Source organism: Pseudomonas salomonii, assembly GCF_900107155.1.
GTDB classification, from domain to species: domain Bacteria; phylum Pseudomonadota; class Gammaproteobacteria; order Pseudomonadales; family Pseudomonadaceae; genus Aquipseudomonas; species Aquipseudomonas salomonii.
In genome coordinates this window covers 197,833-219,608 of sequence record NZ_FNOX01000002.1, presented here as the reverse complement: position 1 = coordinate 219,608, position 21,776 = coordinate 197,833, and the positions used below count along the sequence as shown (strand labels likewise).

14 protein-coding genes are annotated in these 21,776 nt (G+C 62.3%); 10 read left to right on the top strand and 4 right to left on the bottom strand.

Annotated features, from left to right (window positions below; all coding sequences use genetic code 11):
• Positions 1-201: 201 nt before the first annotated feature.
• The 8 genes from BLV67_RS05010 to BLV67_RS04975 all read left to right on the top strand — a co-directional run bounded on the left by BLV67_RS05010 (position 202) and on the right by BLV67_RS04975 (position 14,500).
• Positions 202-1,650: a serralysin family metalloprotease gene (locus tag BLV67_RS05010; protein ID WP_069787557.1), complete on the top strand. Its 1,449-nt coding sequence runs from the start codon at positions 202-204 to the stop codon at positions 1,648-1,650.
• A gap of 49 nt (positions 1,651-1,699) precedes the next feature.
• Positions 1,700-2,068 carry a protease inhibitor Inh/omp19 family protein gene (locus BLV67_RS05005; protein ID WP_069787556.1) on the top strand — a complete coding sequence of 123 codons (369 nt, stop codon included), beginning with the start codon at positions 1,700-1,702 and terminating at the stop codon, positions 2,066-2,068.
• 103 nt (positions 2,069-2,171) lie between these two features.
• Positions 2,172-3,926 (top strand): type I secretion system permease/ATPase, encoded by a 1,755-nt coding sequence (locus BLV67_RS05000; protein WP_069787555.1) that lies wholly within the window; start codon positions 2,172-2,174, stop codon positions 3,924-3,926.
• Entirely contained in the window at positions 3,923-5,236 is a 1,314-nt protein-coding gene (locus BLV67_RS04995) for an HlyD family type I secretion periplasmic adaptor subunit (protein WP_065930093.1), read from the top strand. Before BLV67_RS05000 ends, BLV67_RS04995 begins: the two co-directional genes overlap by 4 nt.
• 2 nt (positions 5,237-5,238) lie before the next feature.
• Positions 5,239-6,573, top strand: coding sequence for a TolC family outer membrane protein (locus tag BLV67_RS04990; RefSeq protein WP_065930092.1), 1,335 nt, complete (start codon positions 5,239-5,241; stop codon positions 6,571-6,573).
• 30 nt (positions 6,574-6,603) lie between these two features.
• Positions 6,604-9,561, top strand: coding sequence for an autotransporter serine peptidase EprS (gene eprS, locus BLV67_RS04985; protein WP_069787554.1), 2,958 nt, complete (start codon positions 6,604-6,606; stop codon positions 9,559-9,561).
• A 169-nt stretch (positions 9,562-9,730) separates the two neighbouring features.
• Positions 9,731-12,838 (top strand): autotransporter outer membrane beta-barrel domain-containing protein, encoded by a 3,108-nt coding sequence (locus BLV67_RS04980; protein ID WP_069787553.1) that lies wholly within the window; start codon positions 9,731-9,733, stop codon positions 12,836-12,838.
• A 231-nt stretch (positions 12,839-13,069) separates the two neighbouring features.
• A complete protein-coding gene (locus BLV67_RS04975; RefSeq protein WP_069787552.1) occupies positions 13,070-14,500 on the top strand; it encodes a polyurethane esterase in 1,431 nt (476 codons plus the stop codon).
• On the opposite strand, the gene BLV67_RS04970 is transcribed toward BLV67_RS04975, so the two are convergent.
• Together BLV67_RS04970 and BLV67_RS04965 are read right to left on the bottom strand one after the other, a co-directional pair.
• Positions 14,501-14,764, bottom strand: coding sequence for a hypothetical protein (locus BLV67_RS04970; protein WP_239694269.1), 264 nt, complete (start codon positions 14,762-14,764; stop codon positions 14,501-14,503).
• Positions 14,765-15,080: 316 nt separating this feature from the next.
• Positions 15,081-15,305, bottom strand: coding sequence for a YgdI/YgdR family lipoprotein (locus tag BLV67_RS04965; RefSeq protein ID WP_017135598.1), 225 nt, complete (start codon positions 15,303-15,305; stop codon positions 15,081-15,083).
• A gap of 187 nt (positions 15,306-15,492) precedes the next feature.
• Here BLV67_RS04965 and BLV67_RS04960 point away from each other — a divergent pair, with 187 nt between their 5' ends.
• Both BLV67_RS04960 and BLV67_RS04955 read left to right on the top strand, forming a co-directional pair.
• Positions 15,493-17,136: a VRR-NUC domain-containing protein gene (locus BLV67_RS04960; protein ID WP_065930088.1), complete on the top strand. Its 1,644-nt coding sequence runs from the start codon at positions 15,493-15,495 to the stop codon at positions 17,134-17,136.
• The gene (locus BLV67_RS04955; protein ID WP_069787551.1) at positions 17,133-19,391 is read left to right on the top strand and encodes an ATP-dependent DNA helicase; all 2,259 of its coding nucleotides are present in this window, start codon (positions 17,133-17,135) and stop codon (positions 19,389-19,391) included. The genes BLV67_RS04960 and BLV67_RS04955 overlap by 4 nt, the downstream gene beginning before the upstream one ends.
• Before the next feature lie 135 nt (positions 19,392-19,526).
• Here the strand turns inward: BLV67_RS04955 and BLV67_RS04950 are convergent, their stop codons facing one another.
• Together BLV67_RS04950 and BLV67_RS04945 are read right to left on the bottom strand one after the other, a co-directional pair.
• Entirely contained in the window at positions 19,527-20,993 is a 1,467-nt protein-coding gene (locus BLV67_RS04950; protein WP_069787550.1) for a sensor histidine kinase, read from the bottom strand.
• On the bottom strand, positions 20,990-21,700 hold the full coding sequence (locus BLV67_RS04945; RefSeq protein WP_065930085.1) for a response regulator transcription factor: 711 nt from the start codon (positions 21,698-21,700) through the stop codon (positions 20,990-20,992). The genes BLV67_RS04950 and BLV67_RS04945 overlap by 4 nt, the downstream gene beginning before the upstream one ends.
• Positions 21,701-21,776 lie beyond the last annotated feature (76 nt).

Below are 21,776 nucleotides of genomic sequence, written 5' to 3'. Positions count from 1 at the left end.
TGCCCCCCAATAAACGCTGTGTGCGACTTCCTCAAGTTGAATCCACGTCACATTTTTGTTGCTGAAATATGTGTAGACGAAAGATTTCAAGTTGTGTCAGTTTCGATACGCCTTCAAAAGAGGCGAGTGATAGGACGATCCTCGCCCGCGAGGTTCCTGTCGAACAAAGACTGATGCACTTGCAAACAAGGAAGTACGTTTATGTCAAAAGTAAAAGACAAAGCTATTGTATCTGCCGCGCAAGCCAGCACTGCTTACTCGCAAATCGATAGCTTCAGCCATCTGTATGACCGTGGCGGTAACCTCACGGTCAACGGCAAGCCCTCGTTCACCGTGGACCAGGCCGCCGACCACCTGCTGCGCGAGAACGCTGCGTATCGGGACATTGATGGCAACGGCAAGATCGATCTCACCTACACCTTTCTGACCTCGGCTTCCTCGGCCACCATGAATAAACATGGCATCTCCGGGTTCAGCCAGTTCAACACCCAGCAAAAAGCACAGGCCGTACTGGCCATGCAATCCTGGGCGGATGTGGCCAAGGTCACCTTCACCGAGAAAGCCTCGGGCGGTGACTTCCACATGACCTTCGGCAACTACAGCAGCGGCCAGGACGGCGCAGCGGCCTTTGCTTACCTGCCTGGCACCAATGCCAAGTACAACGAGAGCGGGCTGGACGGTACCTCCTGGTACCTGACCAACAACAGCTACACGCCGAACAAGACGCCGGACCTGAACAACTATGGCCGGCAGACCCTGACCCACGAAATCGGCCACACCCTGGGCCTGGATCACCCTGGCGACTACAACGCCGGGACCGGCAACCCTTCCTACAAAGACGCGGACTATGGACAGGACACGCGTGGCTACAGCGTCATGAGTTACTGGAGCGAGAGCAACACCAACCAGAACTTCAGTAAAGGCGGGGTCGAAGCCTATTCGTCCGGCCCGCTGATCGACGACATTGCCGCGATCCAGAAGCTCTACGGCGCCAACTACGCCACCCGCGCCGGCGACACCACCTACGGTTTCAACTCCAACACCGGGCGTGACTTCCTCAGCGCCACATCCAATGCCGACAAGCTGGTGTTCTCGGTATGGGACGGTGGCGGCAACGACACCCTGGACTTCTCCGGTTTCACCCAAAACCAGAAGATCAACCTCAATGAGGCCTCGTTCTCCGACGTTGGCGGCCTGGTGGGCAACGTGTCCATCGCCAAGGGTGTCACCATCGAAAACGCGTTCGGCGGGTCGGGCAATGACTTGATCATCGGCAACAACGCGGTCAACGTGATCAAGGGCGGTGCCGGCAACGACATCATCTACGGCGGTGGCGGGGCGGACCAACTGTGGGGCGGCGCCGGCAATGACACCTTCGTGTACGGTGCCAGTTCCGATTCCAAGCCGGGTGCGGCGGACAAGATCTTTGACTTCACCTCCGGTTCGGACAAGATCGACCTGTCCGGGATCACCAAAGGTGCAGGCTTGAGCTTCGTCAATGCATTCACCGGGCATGCCGGTGATGCTGTACTGAGCTATGCCTCGGGTACCAACCTGGGCACCTTGGCGGTGGACTTCTCCGGGCACGGCGTGGCGGATTTCCTCGTCACCACCGTCGGCCAGGCCGTCGCCAACGACATCGTAGCCTGATGTAAAGCGCGCGGCGCTCCGGCGCCGCGCGCTCAGGATGGAGCATTAGATGCCGCGTTTTTCCCATTTGATCGCCTGTGCTTCACAGGTGTTGTTCGTTTCGGCAGGAGCCCACGTCATGGCGAGCAGTCTTGTTTTACCCACCACCGCGCAACTGGCCGGCCATTGGGAGTTGAAGCAGCAGGATCAGGTGTGCGCACTCGATCTGTTGGATCAGCCCAATGCCCTGGCCGGTGATGTTGCCTGCGCCGAACGTTGGCTGGGTGATAAACCGATCAGTTGGTCGCCGACCCCGGACGGTATCTGGCTGTTTAACACCGAGGGCAGCGGGATTATTCATTTGAACCGCGAAAAAGACGGTGAATACAAAGGGCATACAGCTTCAATCGCGGAACTTGTGCTGCAGCGAACACCTTAATTAAAACGTTATAAGCTTATAACTAGAGACTAATAGTTGGCCGTCCCACTTCAGGGCTGGGGCAACTATTGCGCGTCATTTGCTTTGGGGAAGATCAGACACTATGGCGAAGTCCCATGTGGTTGCGCCCTTATTCAGGGTGTTGGGTGAATACAAGAGTATTTTAATCAGCATCGGCTGCTTTACCGCCCTGATTAACCTGTTGATGCTGGTGCCGTCGATTTACATGCTGCAAGTGTACGACCGTGTGTTGTCCTCCCAGAATGAAACCACTCTGGTGATGTTGACGCTGATGGTCGTGGGCTTCTTTGTCTTTATCGGCACCCTGGAAGTGCTGCGCAGTTTTGTCGTGATACGCATTGGCAGCCAGTTGGAACGGCGCTTCAACTTGCGTGTGTACAAAGCCGCGTTTGAACGCAACCTGCAACGCGGCCAGGGGCATGCCGGGCAGTCGCTGGGCGATTTGACCGTGATTCGCCAATTCATCACCGGGCCTGCGCTGTTTGCGTTCTTCGATGCGCCGTGGTTTCCCATCTACCTGTTTGTGATTTTCCTCTTCAACGTGTGGCTGGGCGTGTTGGCCACGGCAGGCGCTGTGCTGCTGATCGCACTGGCGTGCCTGAATGAATACCTGACCAAAAAGCCCCTGGGCGAAGCAGGGGCTTTTTCCCAGCAGTCGACCCAGCTGGCCACCAGCCACCTGCACAACGCCGAGACCATCCAGGCCATGGGCATGCTCGGCGCACTGCGCAAACGCTGGTTCGCGGTGCATTCGCAGTTCCTCGGGTTTCAGAACAAGGCCAGCGACACCGGTTCGGTGATCACCTCGCTGAGCAAATCCCTGCGCCTGTGTTTGCAATCCCTGGTGCTCGGCCTGGGCGCTTTCCTGGTGATCAAGGGCGAGATGACGGCGGGTATGATGATCGCCGGGTCTATCCTGATGGGCCGCGTGCTCAGCCCCATCGACCAGCTCATTGCAGTCTGGAAGCAGTGGAGTTCGGCCAAACTGGCTTACCAGCGCCTTGATGACCTGCTGCGTGAGTTTCCACCCGAAGCCGAGCCCATGACCTTGCCGGCGCCCAAGGGCCAGGTGAGTTTTGAGCAGGTCAGCGCTGGTCCGCCGGGGCGGCGTGTGGCGACGTTGCAGCAAGTCAGTTTCAGCCTTGGCGCCGGTGAAGTGCTGGGCGTGCTCGGTGCCTCGGGTTCGGGCAAGTCGACCCTGGCCCGCGTGCTGGTTGGCGTGTGGCCCACCCTGGCCGGCACTGTGCGCCTGGACGGTGCGGATATCCATCGCTGGAACCGCGACGACCTCGGCCCGCATATCGGCTACCTGCCCCAGGACATCGAACTGTTCAGCGGCAGCATCGCCGACAACATTGCGCGCTTTTGTGACGCTGACCCGGAGCGGGTGGTGAAAGCCGCGCAACAAGCCGGAGTGCATGAGTTGATCCTGCGCCTGCCCCAAGGCTACGACACCGTGCTGGGCGACAACGGTGGCGGCCTCTCCGGTGGCCAGAAGCAGCGGGTGGCGCTGGCGCGTGCGCTGTACGGCGCGCCGCGTTTGATCGTGCTGGATGAACCCAACTCCAACCTCGACACCGTGGGCGAGGCCGCCTTGGCCAGCGCCATCGTGCAAATGAAAGCCCAGGGCAGCAGCGTGGTGCTGGTCACCCACCGTTCCTCGGCGTTGGCCCAGGCCGACAAGTTGCTGGTGCTCAGTGAAGGCCAATTGCAGGCCTTCGGCCCCAGCCAGGAAGTGCTGCGCGCGTTGTCGGGCCAGCAGCAGGAAGCGCCACGGGAAAAGGCCGGTGTGAGCCTTAGCCGTCAGTACCAGACCGGAAGGAATCCAGGCGCATGAGCAGCCTTACAGTTGAGCCCCGTTTTAAAGAGCGTGATGCCGGTTTTTTCGTGAAGATGGGCTGGTGGCTGACGGTTGTCGGCGCCGGTGGGTTTTTCCTCTGGGCCAGCCTCGCGCCCTTGGACCAGGGCATCCCGGTGCAAGGCACGGTGGTGGTCTCGGGCAAGCGCAAGGCCGTGCAAACCTTCAGCCCTGGCGTGGTCAGCCGCATCCTGGTGAAGGAGGGCGAGCGGGTCAAACAGGGCCAGCCGCTGTTTCGCCTCGACCAGACCCAGAACCAGGCCGACGTGCAGTCGCTGCAAGCCCAGTACCGCATGGCCTGGGCCAGCGTCGCGCGCTGGCAGAGCGAGCGTGACAACCAGGCCGCGATTACCTTTCCTGCTGAGCTGAGCGCCAACCCCGACCCGGCCCTGGCCCTGGTGTTGGAAGGCCAGCGCCAGCTGTTCAGCAGCCGCCGCGAAGCCTTTGCCCGTGAGCAGGCCGGGATCCGCGCCAATATCGATGGCGCCACCTCGCAACTGAGTGGCATGCGCCGTGCGCGCACCGACCTGTCCGCCCAGGCGCAATCGCTGCGTGATCAATTGGCCAACCTGCAACCCCTGGCCGACAACGGTTATATCCCGCGCAACCGCTTGCTGGACTACCAGCGCCAACTGTCCCAGGTGCAACAGGATCTGGCCCAGAACAGCGGCGAAAGTGGCCGAGTGGAGCAGGGCATTCTCGAGTCGCGCCTCAAGTTGCAGCAGCACAGCGAGGAATATCAGAAAGAGGTGCGCAGCCAGTTGGCCGACGCGCAACTGCGCAGCCTGACCCTGGAGCAGCAACTGACCTCGGCGGGTTTTGATTTACAGCACAGCGAAATCAATGCGCCGGCCGATGGCATTGCGGTCAACCTCAGTGTGCACACCGAGGGCGCCGTGGTGCGCGCCGGCGAAACGCTGCTGGAGATCGTGCCACAAGGCACGCGCCTGGAAGTGGAAGGGCGCTTGCCGGTGAATCTGGTCGATAAAGTGGGCACCCACCTGCCGGTCGATATCCTCTTCACTGCGTTCAACCAAAGCCGTACTCCGCGCGTGCCGGGCGAAGTCAGCCTGATCTCGGCCGACCAGATGCTCGATGAAAAGACCGGCCAGCCTTACTACGTGCTGCGCACCACGGTCAGCGAGGCGGCATTGGAAAAACTCCACGGCCTGGTGATCAAGCCGGGCATGCCCGCCGAGATGTTTGTGCGCACCGGCGAACGCTCGCTGCTCAATTACCTGTTCAAGCCGCTGCTCGATCGCGCCGGTTCTGCGTTGACTGAGGAATGAACATGCGCGTTGTGTTCATCACCTTACTGTTGAGCTGCACCAGTGCCCACGCCGCCATGGGCCCGTTTGATGTGTACGAGCAGGCATTGCGTAACGATCCGGTGTTCCTCGGCGCCATCAAGGAGCGCGACGCCGGACTGGAAAACCGCACCATCGGCCGTGCCGGGCTGTTGCCGCGCCTGTCGTACAACTACAACAAGGGCCGCAACAATTCCGAAGCGCACCTGCCGGACGGGCGCGGCGGCAGTTACCGCGACGACCGCAACTACAACAGCTACGGCTCGACCTTCAGCCTGCAACAACCCTTGTTCGACTACGAAGCCTACGCCAACTACCGCAAGGGCGTGGCCCAGGCGCTGTTTGCCGATGAGAGCTTTCGCGACAAGAGCCAGGCGTTGCTGGTGCGGGTGCTGAGCTATTACACCCAGGCGCTGTTTGCCCAGGACCAGATCGACATCGCGCGTGCCAAGAAAAAGGCCTACGAGCAGCAGTTCCAGCAGAACCAGCACCTGTTCCAACAGGGCGAAGGCACGCGCACCGATATTCTCGAAGCCGAGTCGCGCTATGAGCTGGCCACCGCCGAAGAGATCCAGGCGCTGGATGAGCAGGACGCGTCGTTGCGCGAGTTGGGGGCGTTGATCGGCGTGCAAAGCGTCGACATCCACGACCTGGCGCCGCTGAACCAGAGCTTTGCCGCCTTCACCCTGACCCCGGCCAACTACGACACCTGGCATGAATTGGCGCTGAGCAATAACCCCACGCTGGCGTCGCAACGCCAGGCCGTGGAAGTTGCGCGTTATGAAGTGGAGCGCAACCGCGCCGGGCATTTGCCCAAGATCACCGCGTATGCCAGCGCGCGCAAACAGGAGTCCGACAGCGGCAACACCTACAACCAGCGCTACGACACCAACACCATCGGCGTTGAAGTCAGCCTGCCGTTGTATGCCGGTGGCGGTATCTCTGCCTCCACCCGTCAGGCCAGCCGTGGCATGGAGCAGGCCGAGTACGAGCTGGAAGGCAAAACCCGTGAAACCCTGATCGAACTGCGCCGCCAGTTCAGTGCGTGCCTGTCGGGCGTGAGCAAACTGCGTGCGTATCAAAAGGCGCTGACCTCGGCCGAGGCGCTGGTGGTGTCGACCAAGCAAAGCATCCTCGGCGGCGAGCGGGTCAACCTCGACGCGCTGAACGCCGAGCAGCAGCTGTACAGCACCCGTCGCGACCTGGCCCAGGCGCGTTACGACTACCTGATGGCCTGGACCAAATTGCACTACTACGCGGGCAACTTGCGTGACACCGACCTGGCGAAAGTCGATGAGGCCTTCGGCCCGGTGAAATAAGCAACCATAAGAAGAATAAGGAGGGGTCAGATGATCACCCATTCACCACGTTTCAAACCGTTTATCGCAGGCTCGTTACTCCTGTTGTCCGTTGCGGCGCAGGCGGCCTACACCGAAACCGGCCAAGCGGGTAACCCGGCCAGTTGGCGCTCCGCCGAATTCCAGAGTGACTGGGGCCTGGGGCGCATGAAGGCCGACGAAGCCTATGCAGCCGGCATCACCGGCAACGGGGTCAAAGTCGGCGCGCTGGACTCGGGCTTTGACCCTAACCACCCCGAAGCCTCCAAAGACCGCTACCACGCGGTCAGCGCCAGCGGCACGTATGTGGATGGCAGCGCGTTCAGCACCACCGGCGCACTCAACCCCAACAACGATTCCCACGGCACCCATGTCACCGGCACCATGGGCGCGGCCCGTGATGGCGTGGGCATGCACGGCGTGGCGTACAACGCGCAAATCTACGTGGGCAACACCAACGCCAACGACAGCTTCCTGTTTGGCCCGACCCCGGACCCCAAGTATTTCAAGGCGGTGTACACCGCGCTGGTGGATTCCGGCGTGCGCGCCATCAACAACAGCTGGGGCAGCCAGCCCAAGGATGTCAGCTACCAGACCCTCGGCGACCTGCATGCGGCCTATGCCCAGCATTACAACCGGGGCACCTGGCTGGATGCCGCTGCGGATGTGGCCAAGGCTGGCGTGATCAACGTGTTCAGCGCCGGCAACAGCGGGTATGCAAATGCCAGCGTGCGCTCGGCCTTGCCGTATTTCCAGCCGGAACTGGAAGGCCACTGGCTGGCGGTATCCGGCCTGGATAAGGCCAATAACCAGAAATACAACAAGTGCGGGATTGCCAAGTACTGGTGCATTTCCACGCCTGGCGCGCTGATCAACAGCACCATTCCCGACGGCGGTTACGGGGTCAAATCCGGCACCTCGATGTCGGCACCCCATGCCACCGGCGCGCTGGCGCTGGTGATGGAGCGCTACCCGTACATGACCAACGAGCAGGCGTTGCAGGTGCTGTTGACCACCGCCACGCAGCTCGACGGCGCTGTCACTCAGGCACCGAATACCATCGTCGGCTGGGGCGTGCCGGACCTCGGCCGGGCCATGCACGGGCCGGGGCAATTGCTCGGCGCAATGAACGTCAACTTGGCGGCCGGGCAGGGTGATGTATGGAGCAATGGCGTCTCCGACCAAGCGTTGGTCCAGCGCCAGGCCGAAGACCGCGCCGAACACAGCGCTTGGCAGCAAACCCTGATCGACAAGGGCTGGCAGAACGGCGTGGGCGCGAATGCCAGCCAACAGGACCAGACCGATTACGCCGTTGGCACTGCCCGCGATCAGGCCGCGGCCAACCGCGTGTATGAAGGCAGCCTGATCAAATCCGGCGCCGGCAGCCTGGTGCTCAGCGGCGACAGCACGTATCGCGGTGCAACCAGCGTCAATGGCGGCCTGCTGGCGGTCAATGGTTCGCTGACCTCAGCGGTGACGGTCAACAACAGTGGCACCCTCGGCGGTTCCGGGCGCATCGGCGCCTTGAACGTCAACAGCGGCGGCACCGTGGCACCGGGCAATTCCGTGGGCACCTTGCAGGTGGCCGGTGATGTGAACCTGGGCGCAGGCTCCACCTATGCGGTGGAACTGACGCCCACCAGCAGCGACCGCATCGTCGCAGGCGGTAAAGCCGTGCTGGGCGGCGGCACCGTGACCCTGGCACTGGAAAACAGCCCGACACTGCTTAGCCAGAGCCAGGTGCAAAGCCTGATCGGCCGCCAGTACAGCATCTTGCAGGCGGCGGGCGGCATTCAGGGCCAGTTTGGCCAGGTGTTGCCGAATTACCTGTTCCTCGGCGGCAGCCTCGATTACGCCGCCAACGGCGTGCAGTTGGACGTGGGGCGCAACAACGCTGCGTTCGCCAGCGTTGCCGCCACGCGCAACCAGCGCAATGTCGCGACGGCGGCCGAGCAACTGGGCGCCGGCAACCCGGTGTATGAAAGCCTGTTGCAGTCGGACTCGGTGGCCACGGCTCGCCAGGGTTTGCAGCAACTGTCGGGTGAGATCTACCCGGCGCTTGGCGCGATGCTGATCAACGACAGCCTGCAACTGCGCGATGCCGTGGGCGAACGCCTGCGCCATGTGCCGGTGAGCGGCGAAAGCAACCTGTGGCTCAAGGCGCTTGGCGCCTGGGGCAAGACCGACAGCCGCAGCGAAACGGCAGGCTCGACCACCTCGATTGGCGGTTTGCTCGCCGGTGTGGACGGCGCTTTGGACGAGCAGACCCGCGTGGGTGTGGTGGCCGGCTACAGCGACAGCTCGCTGAACATGGGCAGTGGCACCCATTCATCGGCGTCCATCGACAGTTACCACTTGGGTGCTTACGCCGGGCGTGAACTGGGCGACTGGCGCGTCAGCGTGGGCGGCGCCTACAGCTGGCACCGCGGCGACGTAAAGCGTGACCTGCAATACGGCGCAGTCAGCGGCAAGCAAAAGACCAGGCTGGATGCGCGCACCGCGCAGTTGTTCACTGAAGCTGCCTACCGCATTCACCTGCAACCGCTGGCGCTGGAGCCGTTCGCCAACCTGGCCTATGTGCACCTGGACAGTGATTCCTTTCATGAAAAAGGCGCTGCGGCGGCGCTGGAGCGTGGCAGTGATCAGCGCGATGCGGTGCTCAGCACCCTCGGCGTGCGGGCCTTGAAAACCCTGCCACTGAACGACCATCAACAGCTGGAGCTGTCCGGTTCGCTGGGCTGGCAGCACAGCCTGACGGCGGTGGAATCCGAAGAACACTTGGCGTTTGTCGCCGGCGGGCCGTCCTTTGCCGTGCGCAGTTCGCCCTTGCTGCGCGATGCCGCGCTGGTCGGTGTGCAGGCCAGCCTGGCGCTGAACAAGGCCACGCGGGTCAACCTGGATTACAACGGCCAGTTGGGCGGGAGCGCGAAAACCCAAGGCGTGGGGCTGAGCCTGAACTGGCAGTTCTAAAAACACCGCAGCGATGATCGTTCCCACGCTCCGCGTGGGAATGCCTCGTGTGACGCTCTGCGTCACGCTTTGGACGCAGAGCGTCCTGGGCTGCATTACCACGCGGAGCGTGGGAACGATCGGGTTGGATTTCCAAAAAAGTGCAATAAGAAAACTAAGGAAGGTCACCGTGAACAAACGCAAACCAGGGTTAATGATCGCCACTCACACAGGCCCGAGCTACCCGCTCAAGGCTTTGAGCTGCGTGCCATACGGCGCGTTGCTGTGCTGCCTGGCAAGTCTGGGGACCGCCCAGGCCGCACCCTATGTGGAAACCGGCAAACTGGGCGATGCCGCCAGTTGGCGCAGCAACGAGTTCAAGGCCGACTGGGGCCTGGGCGCCATCCATTCAGACACCGCGTATGCCGCCGGCTACACCGGCAAAGGCGTCAAACTGGGCATCTTTGACCAGCCGGTGTATGCGCAGCACCCGGAATTCGCCAGCCCCAACAAGGTGGTGACGATTGTCACCGAAGGCATCCGCCAATACACCGACCCGTATATCCCGGTGAAGGCCGGCGATGCGTTCCGCTATGACGGCACGCCGTCCAAGGACTCCAACGGCAAGCTGGGTAACCACGGCACCCACGTCGGCGGGATTGCCGCCGGTAACCGCGATGGCGGGCCGATGCACGGCGTGGCGTTCAATGCGCAAATCCTCAGCGCCGAAAACGGCGACCCAGGCCCGGAAGACGGGATCATCCTCGGTAACGACGGTGCGGTGTACAAGGCCGGTTGGGACGGGCTGGTGGCCAACGGCGCACGCATCATCAACAACAGCTGGGGCATCGGCATTGGCGATCAATACGCCAAGGGCGGCCGCGATCCGGCGTTCCCCAACTTCACGGTCAATGAAGCCCAGGCGCAGTTCAACAATATCCGGCCGATCCTCGGCACGATTGCCGGCGGCGCCTACCAAGGCGCAATCGATGCCGCCCGCAGCGGCGTGCTGACCATCTTTGCCGCCGGTAACGACTACAACCGCAACAACCCGGATGCGATGTCGGGCCTGGCGTACTTTGTGCCGGAGATCGCGCCGAACTGGCTGTCGGTAGCGGCCTTGCAGCAAAACCCGGACACCGCGAGTGCCAACCCGTACGTGATCAGCACCTTCTCGTCGCGCTGCGGTTATGCGGCAAGCTTCTGCGTGTCGGCGCCCGGCACCAAGATCTTCAGTTCGATTATCAACGGCACCGACCTGAGCAACCTGACCAGCGATTGGGCCAACAAAAACGGCACCTCCATGGCGGCGCCCCATGTGGCCGGCGCAGCGGCGGTGCTGATGGAGCGCTTCCCCTATATGAGCGGCGAGCAGGTCGCCACGGTGCTTAAAACCACCGCCACCGACCTTGGCGCGCCGGGCATCGACGCGTTGTATGGCTGGGGCATGATCAACCTGGGCAAAGCCGTCAACGGGCCAGCAATGTTCGTCACCGCCGAGGATATTCCTGCTGAGTTCCGTATCGACGGCGCCTACGGCAGCAGCCAGTTTGTCGCCGACTTGCCAGGCATCGGCGCCGTGGTGGACGCCGGCAAACCGACCCAGCGCCTGTGCACCGACGTGCATTGCGGCCTGGATGTATGGAGCAATGCCATTTCCGGCCATGGCGGCCTGACCAAGCAAGGCATCGGCACGCTGGTGCTGAGCGGCACCAACACCTACAGCGGGCCGACCCTGGTCAACCAGGGCTTGCTGGCGATTAATGGTTCGGTCACGTCCGACGTTACCGTCAGCCAGACCGGTGTGCTCGCAGGCTCCGGCCGTATCGGCTCGTTGACCGCCAAAAGCGGCGGCACCGTGGCGCCGGGTAACTCCATCGGCACCTTGAATGTGGCGGGCAACGTGACCTTTGACGCGGGTTCGACCTACGCGGTGGAGCTGTCGCCCACCAGCAGCGACCGCATCGTTGCCGGCGGCACCGCCACGCTCAATGGCGGCACCGTGACCCTGGCCCTGGAAAACAGCCCGACACTGCTGACTGACGCCCAGGCACAAAGCCTGATCGGCCGCCAGTACAACATCCTGCAAGCCGCAGGCGGTATTACCGGCAGCTTCGGCGCGGTGCTGCCCAACTACCTGTTTATCGGCGGCACCCTCAACTATGCCGCCAACGGCGTGCAGCTGGACGTGGCGCGCACCAACAGCTTCGCCAGTGTGGCGGTCACGCCGAACCAGCGTGCGGTCGCAGCAGCGGCGGACCAGTTGGGCGCGGGCAATGCGGTGTATGAAAGCCTGTTGCTGGCGCCGAATGCGGCCTCGGCCCAGGGCGCGTTCCAGCAGCTCTCCGGCGAAATCTACCCGGCGCTGCAAAGTGCGTTGATCAACGACAGCCGTTACGTGCGCGAAGCCGTGGGCGAACGCCTGCGCCATGGCGAGATGGGCGCAGGCAGCGACACCCTCGACAGCCGTGGCAACGTGTGGGTCAAGGCCTTGGGCGCATGGGGCAAAACCGACAGCCGCAGTGACACCGCGGGCTACACCACGTCGCTGGGCGGCATGCTCGCCGGCGTGGATGGCGCGCTGGATGAGTCGACGCGTATCGGCTTGGTTGCCGGCTACAGCGACACCTCGTTGAACATGGGCAACGACACCCACTCCCGTGCCTCGGTCGACAGCTACCACTTCGGTGCCTATGCCGGGCATGAGATCGGCGCCTTGCGCCTGAGCGGTGGGGCGACCTACAGCTGGCATCGTGGCGATGTAAAGCGTGACCTGCAATACGGCGACGTGGCCGGCAAGCAGAAGGTCAAAGTCGATGCGAGCAGCACCCAGGTGTTTGGTGAAGCGGCCTACCGCGTCAACCTGCAACCGCTGGCCCTGGAGCCGTTCGCCAACCTGGCCTATGTGCATCTGAACACTGATGGGTTCACCGAAAAGGGTGACGCCGCCGCGCTCAAAGGCCACGACGATACGCGCGATGTGGTGTTGAGCACCCTGGGCGTGCGCGCCTTGAAGACCTTCAACGTGAACGATCACCAGCAACTGGACGTGTCCGGCACCCTGGGCTGGCAGCACAACCTGAGCAGCACCGATTCCGAGCGGCACCTGGCGTTTGCCTCGGGCGGCCCGGCGTTCGCAGTGGAAAGTGCGCCGATGGTGCGTGATGCCGCGTTGATCGGTGCGCGGGTCAGCCTGGCGTTGAGCAAGGATGCGCGGGTGAATTTTGATTACAACGGCCTGCTGGCCAGCAAGGACAAGGTCCACGGGGTGGGGTTGAGCCTCGATTGGGCGTTCTAAAGGGGGACGACACTTCTTAAAGTGAGGACCGGATTTATGTGGGAGCGGGCTTGCTCGCGAAAGCGGTGTATCAGTTAACCGATTCATTGGCTGAACCACCGCATTCGCGAGCAAGTCGAATCGTCGCACCGCCGCTCCCACATTTGGATCGCGGGAGATCAGATAGAGCTGCTCCATAGCCACACGTGTTTTTCGCTTTCTCTACAAATCCAACAACAGAGAGGCACTACCATGGGTATCTTTGACTATAAAAACCTCGGCACCGAGGGCTCCAAAACGCTGTTCGCCGATGCCATGGCGATCACGCTGTATTCCTACCACAACCTGGATAACGGCTTTGCCGTGGGTTACCAGCACAATGGCCTGGGGCTTGGCTTGCCGGCCACGCTGGTGGGGGCGCTGCTCGGCAGCACGGATTCACAAGGTGTGATTCCCGGCATTCCCTGGAACCCCGACTCGGAAAAGGCCGCGCTTGAAGCAGTGCAAAAAGCCGGCTGGACGCCCATCAGCGCCAGCGCCCTGGGCTATGGCGGCAAGGTCGATGCGCGCGGCACCTTCTTTGGCGAAAAGGCCGGCTACACCACGGCCCAGGTCGAGGTGCTGGGCAAGTACGATGACGCCGGCAAACTGCTCGAAATCGGCATCGGTTTTCGTGGCACCTCGGGGCCACGGGAAAGCTTGATTACCGACTCCATCGGCGACGTGATCAGCGACCTGCTGGCGGCCTTTGGCCCCAAGGATTATGCCAAGAACTACGCGGGCGAAGCCTTTGGCGGCTTGCTCAAAAATGTCGCCGACTATGCCAGTGCCCATGGCCTGAGCGGCAAGGACGTGGTGGTCAGCGGCCACAGCCTGGGCGGGCTGGCCGTCAACAGCATGGCGGATTTAAGCAACAACAAATGGTCGGGGTTCTACAAGGACGCCAACTACGTGGCCTATGCCTCACCGACCCAGAGCGCCGGCGATAAAGTGCTGAACATCGGCTACGAAAACGACCCGGTGTTCCGCGCGCTCGACGGTTCGTCCTTCAACTTGTCGTCCCTGGGCGTGCACGACAAACCCCACGAGTCGACCACCGACAATATCGTCAGCTTCAACGACCACTACGCGTCGACGTTGTGGAATATCCTGCCGTTTTCCATCGTCAACCTGCCGACCTGGGTCTCGCATTTGCCCACCGGTTATGGCGACGGCATGACGCGCATTCTCGAGTCCGGCTTCTACGACCAGATGACCCGCGACTCCACGGTGATTGTCGCCAACCTGTCCGACCCGGCGCGGGCCACCACCTGGGTGCAGGACCTCAACCGCAATGCCGAACCGCACAAGGGCAATACCTTCATCATCGGCAGCCACGGCAATGACCTGATCCAGGGCGGCAAAGGCGCAGACTTTATCGACGGCGGCAAAGGCAATGACACGATCCGCGACAACAGTGGGCATAACACCTTCCTGTTCAGCGGCCATTTTGGCAATGATCGGGTGATCGGCTACCAAACCACGGACAAGCTGGTGTTCCAGAATGTGGAAGGCAGCAACGACCTGCGCGACCATGCCAAAGTGGTCGGTGCCGACACGGTGCTGACCTTTGGCGCCGACTCGGTGACCCTGGTCGGCGTCGGGCATGGCGGCCTGTGGACGGACGGCGTCAGCATCGGCTGATCAATGCCAGTGTTGCCCCCGCCAGCCACCGCCCCAATACGGCCGGTGAGGGTAGCCGTAGCCATAGCTGTAAACATGATGGGGATAGTAGTAAGGCCGTGGGGCGTAACCCCAGTGCCCGTAATAAACCGGCGGCGGCGGAGGAGCGACCACGATGACCCGGGGCGGCTGACGGATGATGAGGGTGTCGGCAAACGTCGGTGCACTGGTTAGGGCCGCCAGGCTCAGGGGGATGAGTAACAGCGCGCGTGTCGTACGGGACATGAGTGCCATGGCCGTCTTTCTCCGTTCTACCGCCTTCGAAGATGAAGGCGGCTTATCGGTTAAACGCCGGGTTGGCGAAAATCCTTCGGTAAATAAATCTTCATCGATCAGCGGCGCAGCGCTGCGACGGGGTCGGCAGGCCTCACGCGTACTGATCGTTCCCACGCTCTGCGTGGGAATGCCTCTTGTGACGCTCTGCGTCACGCCTTGGGACGCGGAGCGTCCTGGGCTGCATTCCCACGCGGAGCGTGGGAACGATCAAGCAGGCAAGAAAAAGCCCCACATGGCGGGGCTTTTCATGTTCAGGCGTTTGCTTTCACTTTTCGCTGCGTACCGTGGCTACGTCATCAGCCTTGATGCGGATGTGCTTGCCGGCGATGTCGGTGAATTCATAGAACCCATCGGCTGTCTTGGTCTTGGGGGTGTCCTTGGTCAAATACTGCGTGCCATTTTGCAATGTCACTACGGTTTGCGTGGAGCAACCGGCCATCAGCAAAAAAGTGAGTGCAACCAGCGGCAGACCCAAATTCTTCATGTTCATTACCCTTACCTTTAACCCTGAAAAGTCCCGCGCCTGAGGCTTCGGGCCACAAATGTTACGCCATCAACTGTCCTATCTGATCACTTTTATACAAAAAGTTGCGTGGGCCATTTATCTATTACTGATTGCAACAGCCCGCCACTGGCGGCACTCTGTATGCATAACCAGTATTTGATCAGTGCGCGACATGGCCAACCCCCTCGACGACCCCTTGTATTACCTGCATAACTTCCGCCAAGTACTGCTGTGGCTGGGGCAGCGTTATGCCGATTTGCTCGACCCGGACGAAATGCAGTTTATTCAGCAATTCGACAGGTTGCCGCAGCCGTCCCAGGCGTTATTGGTGCGCATGGTGATGCGCAAAGGTGTGCATTTTCGTGGGAGCAAGCTCAATTACCTGGAAATCGGCTGCACCCACACGGCGGCGCTGGCGCTGGTGCAGCAGGGCTGGGTCGAAAACCTGAGCCCGGTGAGTGTTGATGAGCTGTTCGCGCTGCTGCAAAAAAGCGAAATCCTCGCCGCCTTCGCGCCCTGGATTGACCAGCCCAAAGGCAAGAAGGCCGACTGGCTGCAAGGGCTGGCGGCGCAGTTCCCTGAGTCACGCAGCTTTGCCCAGTGGTGCCCCAAGCTGAGCGACACGCTCTACAGTCTCACCGTGATGGACCTGTGCGACCGCCTGCGGCTGATGTTCTTCGGCAACCTGCACCAGGACTGGTCGGAGTTCGTGCTGGCGGACCTGGGCATCTACACCTACGAAAAAGTCGAGTTCTGCGCCGAGTCCCGTGGCTTGCGTAGCCGTGACGATGTGCACGGTTTTCTGTTCCTGCACCAATGCCAGCAAGCCTTCGAAGCCGGGCAGGCGTTGGACGAGGTACTGGCGCAGATCGTGCGGCTGGCCACCGACAACCCGTGGCTGGAAAAGCGCCGGGCTAAATTGCTGTTCCAGATCGGCCAATATTGCGAGCGCAGTGCCGAGCTGGAATTGGCGGCGCAGATCTACCGTGATTGCGCCTATCCCGGCGCGCGCTCGCGCTTGATTCGCGTGCTCGAACGCCAGGAGGATTACGCGCAAGCCATGGCCCTGGCGTGCGCGGCGCAGCAAGCACCGCAAAGCGCTGCCGAACAGCAACACCTGCTGCGCGTGCTGCCACGCCTGCGGCGCAAGCTCGGCGAGCCGGCGCTGCCCAAGGTCAAGCCGCGTGAGGTCACGCGCCTGGACCTGGCGCTGGTGCAGGCGCCGCTGATGTCGGTGGAATCCTGCGTGCAGGCGCATTTGAGTGAGCCCGATGCGCCGGTGCATTACGTCGAAAACGGGTTGATCAATTCGCTGTTCGGGCTGTTGTGCTGGGAGGCGATTTTCGCGCCGCTGCCGGGGTCGTTTTTTCACCCGTTCCAGCGTGGGCCGGTGGACCTGCACAGCGAGGACTTTCACCAACGTCGCGCAGCGTTGTTCGCCGCCTGCTTCGAACAGCTCACGGATGAGCGTTACAAAACCACCATCCGCCAGCGCTACGTCGACAAATGGGGCATCCAGTCGCCATTCGTGTTTTGGAACCTGCTCAGCGAAGAGCTGCTGGAACAGGCCCTGACCTGCCTGCCGGCTGAACACCTGCGTTACTGGTTTGAACGCCTGCTGCTGGATATCCGCGCCAACCGCGCCGGCATGCCGGACCTGATCCAGTTCTGGCCGGCGCAAAAGAGCTACCGCATGATCGAAGTCAAAGGCCCCGGCGACCGCCTGCAGGACAACCAGCTGCGCTGGCTGGAGTTCTGCGGCGAGTACCAGATGCCGGTCACCGTCTGTTATGTGCGCTGGGCGCAAACCGCTTGAGCTACAACGTTGCGGTGCGCGCGCTGTGCGAGTTCACGGCCAAGGTCGGCGACCTGGACCTGCGCTTTACGCCGTCGCCCAGCGCCCAGGAAGGCATCATCGGCCATCGCACCGTAGCCTCGCGTCGCAGCGCCCATTACCAGAATGAAGTGGCGCTGGAAGGCGAGTACCAGCAGCTCAAGGTGCGGGGCAGGGCAGACGGCTACGACCCGGACAGCAATCGCCTGGAAGAGGTCAAAACCTATCGCGGCGACCTCGATGCCCAGCCCGCCAACCACCGCCAATTGCATTGGGCACAGGTCAAGGTGTACGGCTGGCTGATGTGCCACAAACTCGGCCTGCAAGCGATCGACCTGACGCTGGTGTACTTCGATATTGTCGGCGAAGGCGAGACCTTGCTGAACCAGCGTTTTCAAGCGGCCGACCTTGAGCAGTTCTTCAACCGGCAATGTGCGCTGTTCCTCGGCTGGGCTCACCAGGAAATGTTGCACCGCGAGGCGCGCAACCATGCCGCCCAGGCCCTGGCGTTTCCCCATGCCGCGTTTCGTACCGGCCAGCGTGCATTGGCCGAGTCGGTCTACAAGGCCGTCAGCACCGGCCGTTGTCTGATGGCCCAGGCGCCTACCGGGATTGGCAAGACCGTCGGCACGATCTTTCCGATGCTCAAGGCGTTGGCGCCGCAGCAGCTGGACAAGGTGTTTTTCCTCACCGCCAAGACCCCCGGCCGCAAGCTGGCCCTCGACGCCGCGCACGTGCTCTACACCAGCAGCCCCGACTTGCCGTTGCGCGTGCTTGAACTGGTGGCGCGCGACAAGGCCTGCGAGCACCTGGACAAAGCCTGCCATGGGGATTCCTGCCCGTTGGCCAAGGGCTTTTATGATCGCTTGCCGGCGGCACGCGTGGCAGCGTCCAAGGTGCGCCTGCTGGACCAGCGCAACCTGCGCGAGGTGGCATTGGCCCATGAGGTGTGCCCGTATTACCTGAGCCAGGAAATGGCGCGCTGGGCCGACCTGGTGGTCGCCGACTACAACTACTATTTCGACTTCGGCGCGATGCTGTTCGGCCTGGCCCAGTTGAACCAATGGCGCGCCGTCGTGCTGGTGGACGAGGCCCACAACCTGGTGGAGCGCGCCCGCTCGATGTACAGCGCCAGCCTCGACCAGTACAGCCTCAAGACCCTGCGCGACAGCGCCCCGCAGCCGCTGAAAAAACCTTTGCAGCGCCTGAACCGCGAATGGAACGCCGTGCACAAGGACCAGCTCGCGCCGTACCAGGCTTACGCCGGCAAACCCGACAAATGGCTCCAGGCCTTGAGCCTGTGCAGCAGCGCCATGGGCGATTATTTCAACGACCACCCCGAAGCCCTCAGCGGCGACCTGCAAGCCTTCTATTTCGAGGCGCTGCAGTTTGCCAAGGTGGCGGAGCTGTTCAATGAACACTTCATCTTTGATATCAGCAAGCGCCAGTTCGGCAAACACAGCGCCTCGACCCTGTGCCTGCGCAACGTGGTGCCCGCCGAATTCATCCGCCCCAGGTTGACCGCCGCCCGCAGCAGTGTGCTGTTCTCCGCGACCTTAAGCCCACGCCACTATTACGCCGACTTGCTCGGTTTGCCTGGGGATACCGCGTGGATCGATGTGGAGTCGCCGTTCCAGGCCGAGCAACTGAAGGTGCGCATCATTGATGCCATCTCCACGCGTTTTGTGCATCGCCAAGCCTCCCTGGCGCCGATTGTCGAGTTGATTGCCGAGCAGTTTGCCAAGCAGCCGGGCAACTACCTGGCGTTTTTCTCAAGTTTTGATTACCTGCAACAGGTGGCGCAGTTGATGGCCGAGCGGCACCCGCAGATTGCGCTGTGGTTGCAGTCACGCGGCATGGCCGAGGCCGAGCGCCAAGGGTTTCTGGACCAGTTCACCCAGCACAGCCGGGGCATCGGCTTTGCGGTGCTGGGCGGCGCGTTTGGCGAAGGCATCGATTTGCCCGGCACACGCTTGATCGGCGCGTTTATCGCCACACTGGGCTTGCCGCAGCTCAACCCGGTCAACGAGCAGATGAAAGCGCGCATGGGCGCGATTTTCGGCGCGGGTTACGACTACACCTATTTGTACCCCGGCATTCAAAAGGTCGTGCAGGCGGCAGGCAGGGTGATCCGCAGCCAGCAGGATCGGGGCGTGGTGATGTTGATCGATGACCGCTTTGGCGAAGCCCGTGTGCGGCAGTTGTTGCCGCGCTGGTGGGCGGTGGAAGGGATGTAACGGCTGGAACATTAGTTCAGGCCGAACTCGGTGGAAAATGTGGGAGCTGGCTTGCCTGCGATGCAGACACCTCGGTGTGTCAGGTACACCGAGGTGTCTGCATCGCAGGCAAGCCAGCTCCCACAGGAAAGCCAGTCAACGCACGGATGCGCGGGTTTCCAGGGAGAACCTGAAGGTTGCACCGTGCCCAGGGCGTTCCACCAACTGGATGCTGCGCCCATGCAATTGCAGAATGCGGTGCACGATGCGCAGGCCCAGGCCGCCATCGCGGCGTGCGCCGCCGATGGTGAACGCGCGCAGGAACAAGCCTTCGCGCAGCTCGGCATCGATTCCCGGGCCGCTGTCGCTGACGGTGACCGCCACGGCACCGCCCTCGGGGGCCAGGATCACCTCGACTTCGCCATTCACCGGCGTATGGCGCAGCGCATTGTCCAGCAGGTTGGTGAGTACCCGCTCGATCAACCCCAGGTCGGCCAACACCGTCGGCACTTTGGGCGGTAGCGTGGCGGTGAGGGTAATGGCGCGGGCTTCGGCGGTGAGTTCGAACTTCTGGAAGATGTCCTGCACCAGATCCGGCAGCGAAAAGCCCTCAATCACCGGCTGCACAAAACCATGCTCCAGGCGCACCAGCTCCAGCAGTGACTGGGCCAGCCCGCCGACCTTGCGGCTCTGGTCCAGGGCGATGCCGAGGTAGCGCCGGCGTTCTTCGGGGCTCAGGCTCGCGTCCTTGAGGGACAGGGTTTCCAGGTAACCATGCAAGGACGCCAGTGGTGTGCGCAGGTCGTGGGAAATATTGGCGACCATCTCGCGGCGTTCCTGATCCTGGTGGGTAATGGCGCGCCATTGTTCGCCCAGGCGGTTTTGCATCTGCACGAAGGCGTGATCGAGCACCGCGATTTCATCGCCGCTGTCGAGTTCAGGCGCGCTGGTTTCGGTGGCTTTCGGCGCGCCGTTGATGTCGAACCGGCCGACCTTGTCGGTCAGTTGACGCAGTGGCCGGGTGATCCAGGCAAAGGCAAGCAGGCCAGCCATCAGGCAGAGCAGGGCGATCAGGCCGATGGACCACAGGGCGATCTTCAAGGCCATGCCGGTGGCGTCCTTGGCGTCGTACACATCATGGGCTTCGCCCAGCAGCACCACGTACAGAAAACCGGTTTGCTGGCCGCTGGCCTTGAGCGGCGCAGCGCTGAACACTTTGCGCCCGTCGACGCTGCGCGGGTCGTCGCCAAGGATCGGCAGCATGGCGCCGCTGAGAAAGCGCCGAACCGGCGCAAGGTCCACATGGTCACGCAGCAAATGCCCGCTGGGGGCGGCGTTACCGACCACGCGGCCGTCGATATCAAGCAGGTACACCTCGACACTTGGGTTTACCAGCATCAATTGGCTGAACAGGTTGCGCACGGCATCCGGCTTGAGGCCGTCGGCGTCCATCAGTTGGGTGTCGCGGGCAATGTGCGCCGCCAGGTCGCGGGACAGACCTTGCACCACTTCCAGTTCATGCATGTGGTTGGAGCGCACCTGCAGCCAGGCCGAGGTGCCGCTGCAGATCACCAGCAACACGGCAAACACCACCGACAGGCGTTGGGTCAGGGTCAGCTTCATGGCGCGCTCTCGGCGAATTTGTAGCCACGGCCCCACACCGTGAGGATGCGCGCCGGGTTGGCCGGGTCGACCTCGACCTTGGCGCGCAGCCGGTTGATATGGGTGTTCACGGTGTGCTCGTAGCCTTCGTGGCTGTAGCCCCACACCGCGTTGAGCAGGTCCATGCGCGAAAAGACTGTGCCGGGCTGGCGGGCAAAGAAGTACAGCAGGTCGAATTCGCGCGGCGTGAGGTCCAGGCGCTGGCCTTGCAGGGTGGCGTCACGGGTCAGCGGGTTGATGAACAACGCGCCCAGCTCAAGGCTGCCGGCGTCCATCTTCAGGTTACGCGCCATGGCGTCGACCCGGCGCAACAGGGCCTTGACCCGTGCCACCAGCTCCGGCATCGAGAACGGCTTGGCCAAGTAGTCGTCGGCGCCCAGCTCCAGGCCGAGGATGCGGTGCAGCTCGCTGGAACGTGCGCTGGTGATGATGATCGGTGTGTAGCGCGCCATGGCGCGGGCACGGCGGCAGATCTCCAGGCCATCGACGCCGGGCAGCATCAGGTCGAGGATCAGCGCATCCCAGCCACCTTGCTCGAGCAGGCCCAGGCCTTCGGTGCCGTCGGCGCTGTGCACCACCTCGAACTGCTCGTCGCGCAGGTGCAGGCAGATCAAGTCAGCAATATGGGCATCGTCCTCGACCACCAGGACACGTTTGGGCTGATCCATAACAGAAAACCTTTGCTTGTAGTCCGCGCATTGTGCGGGTTTTGACACAGTGTAGTTATCACGAATTGTTTAACTC

Excerpts from the sequence above, each read along its gene's own strand:
- BLV67_RS04975 (WP_069787552.1), top strand. The coding sequence starts at position 13,070 with ATGGGTATCTTTGACTATAAAAACCTCGGCACCGAGGGCTCCAAAACG.
- BLV67_RS04995 (WP_065930093.1), top strand. The coding sequence starts at position 3,923 with ATGAGCAGCCTTACAGTTGAGCCCCGTTTTAAAGAGCGTGATGCCGGT.
- BLV67_RS04965 (WP_017135598.1), bottom strand. The coding sequence starts at position 15,305 with ATGAACATGAAGAATTTGGGTCTGCCGCTGGTTGCACTCACTTTTTTG.
- BLV67_RS04990 (WP_065930092.1), top strand. The coding sequence starts at position 5,239 with ATGCGCGTTGTGTTCATCACCTTACTGTTGAGCTGCACCAGTGCCCAC.
- BLV67_RS05005 (WP_069787556.1), top strand. The coding sequence starts at position 1,700 with ATGCCGCGTTTTTCCCATTTGATCGCCTGTGCTTCACAGGTGTTGTTC.
- eprS (WP_069787554.1), top strand. The coding sequence starts at position 6,604 with ATGATCACCCATTCACCACGTTTCAAACCGTTTATCGCAGGCTCGTTA.
- BLV67_RS04945 (WP_065930085.1), bottom strand. The coding sequence starts at position 21,700 with ATGGATCAGCCCAAACGTGTCCTGGTGGTCGAGGACGATGCCCATATT.
- BLV67_RS04970 (WP_239694269.1), bottom strand. The coding sequence starts at position 14,764 with ATGTCCCGTACGACACGCGCGCTGTTACTCATCCCCCTGAGCCTGGCG.
- BLV67_RS04960 (WP_065930088.1), top strand. The coding sequence starts at position 15,493 with ATGGCCAACCCCCTCGACGACCCCTTGTATTACCTGCATAACTTCCGC.
- BLV67_RS05010 (WP_069787557.1), top strand. The coding sequence starts at position 202 with ATGTCAAAAGTAAAAGACAAAGCTATTGTATCTGCCGCGCAAGCCAGC.
- BLV67_RS05000 (WP_069787555.1), top strand. The coding sequence starts at position 2,172 with ATGGCGAAGTCCCATGTGGTTGCGCCCTTATTCAGGGTGTTGGGTGAA.
- BLV67_RS04950 (WP_069787550.1), bottom strand. The coding sequence starts at position 20,993 with ATGAAGCTGACCCTGACCCAACGCCTGTCGGTGGTGTTTGCCGTGTTG.